At 49.3% G+C, this 554-nt stretch carries 1 protein-coding gene; it reads left to right on the top strand.

The window, feature by feature from the left end:
- On the top strand, window positions 1-425 hold a 425-nt coding region (locus HMPREF2554_RS09245; protein WP_246826054.1), incomplete at its 5' end, for a DUF6318 family protein.
- Window positions 426-554: the final 129 nt, after the last annotated feature.

Raw genomic sequence — 554 nt, 5'->3', positions numbered from 1 at the left:
ACGGACTTTACGAAAACATCGCCTATATCGCGGCCTCCATGCAGTACCTCTTCCAGACCGGCGATATGGAGCCTTTCGAGAAATGCGCTCTGGTGTCATCTGAAAAGTCGAGTCTGTCCAGTAACACTGATGCTTCAGAGATGCTCAAAATGATCAAAGAGGGCAATGCCTGGCTGGACAACCCGACCGTTGTGTTCTCGCTGAACACCTCCACCCCGAGTAGCAGCGGCAGCTTCTACTCCTGGGATGGCACGATGAAGATGAATATGGGTTCCTACGTCGTCGTGAACTCCATGAGTAAAGATGTGGACTCCAGTAAACAACACGTTGATACGGATATTACCTTCGAGGCTCTCTATTCGGGCAGCTCGTGGACTATTCGCAGCAGCGGGGGTGCTGCTGGAAGCGGCGGATTCTCCATCTAAAACATTGTTGTTTTAGCGGCTGGGGTTTCTTAGCCTCACTAGATTTATGCCTTATTCGCTTTGAATAAGGCACATATGAAAGGAAAAAAGAATATTATGTCATCGTTGATCGTGACTCGCCGTAACGCA

The organism is Rothia sp. HMSC071F11 (assembly GCF_001809115.1).
GTDB lineage: Bacteria > Actinomycetota > Actinomycetes > Actinomycetales > Micrococcaceae > Rothia > Rothia dentocariosa.
The sequence above is the reverse complement of the archived record's forward strand: the minus strand, read 5'-3'. Positions and strand labels throughout refer to the sequence as shown.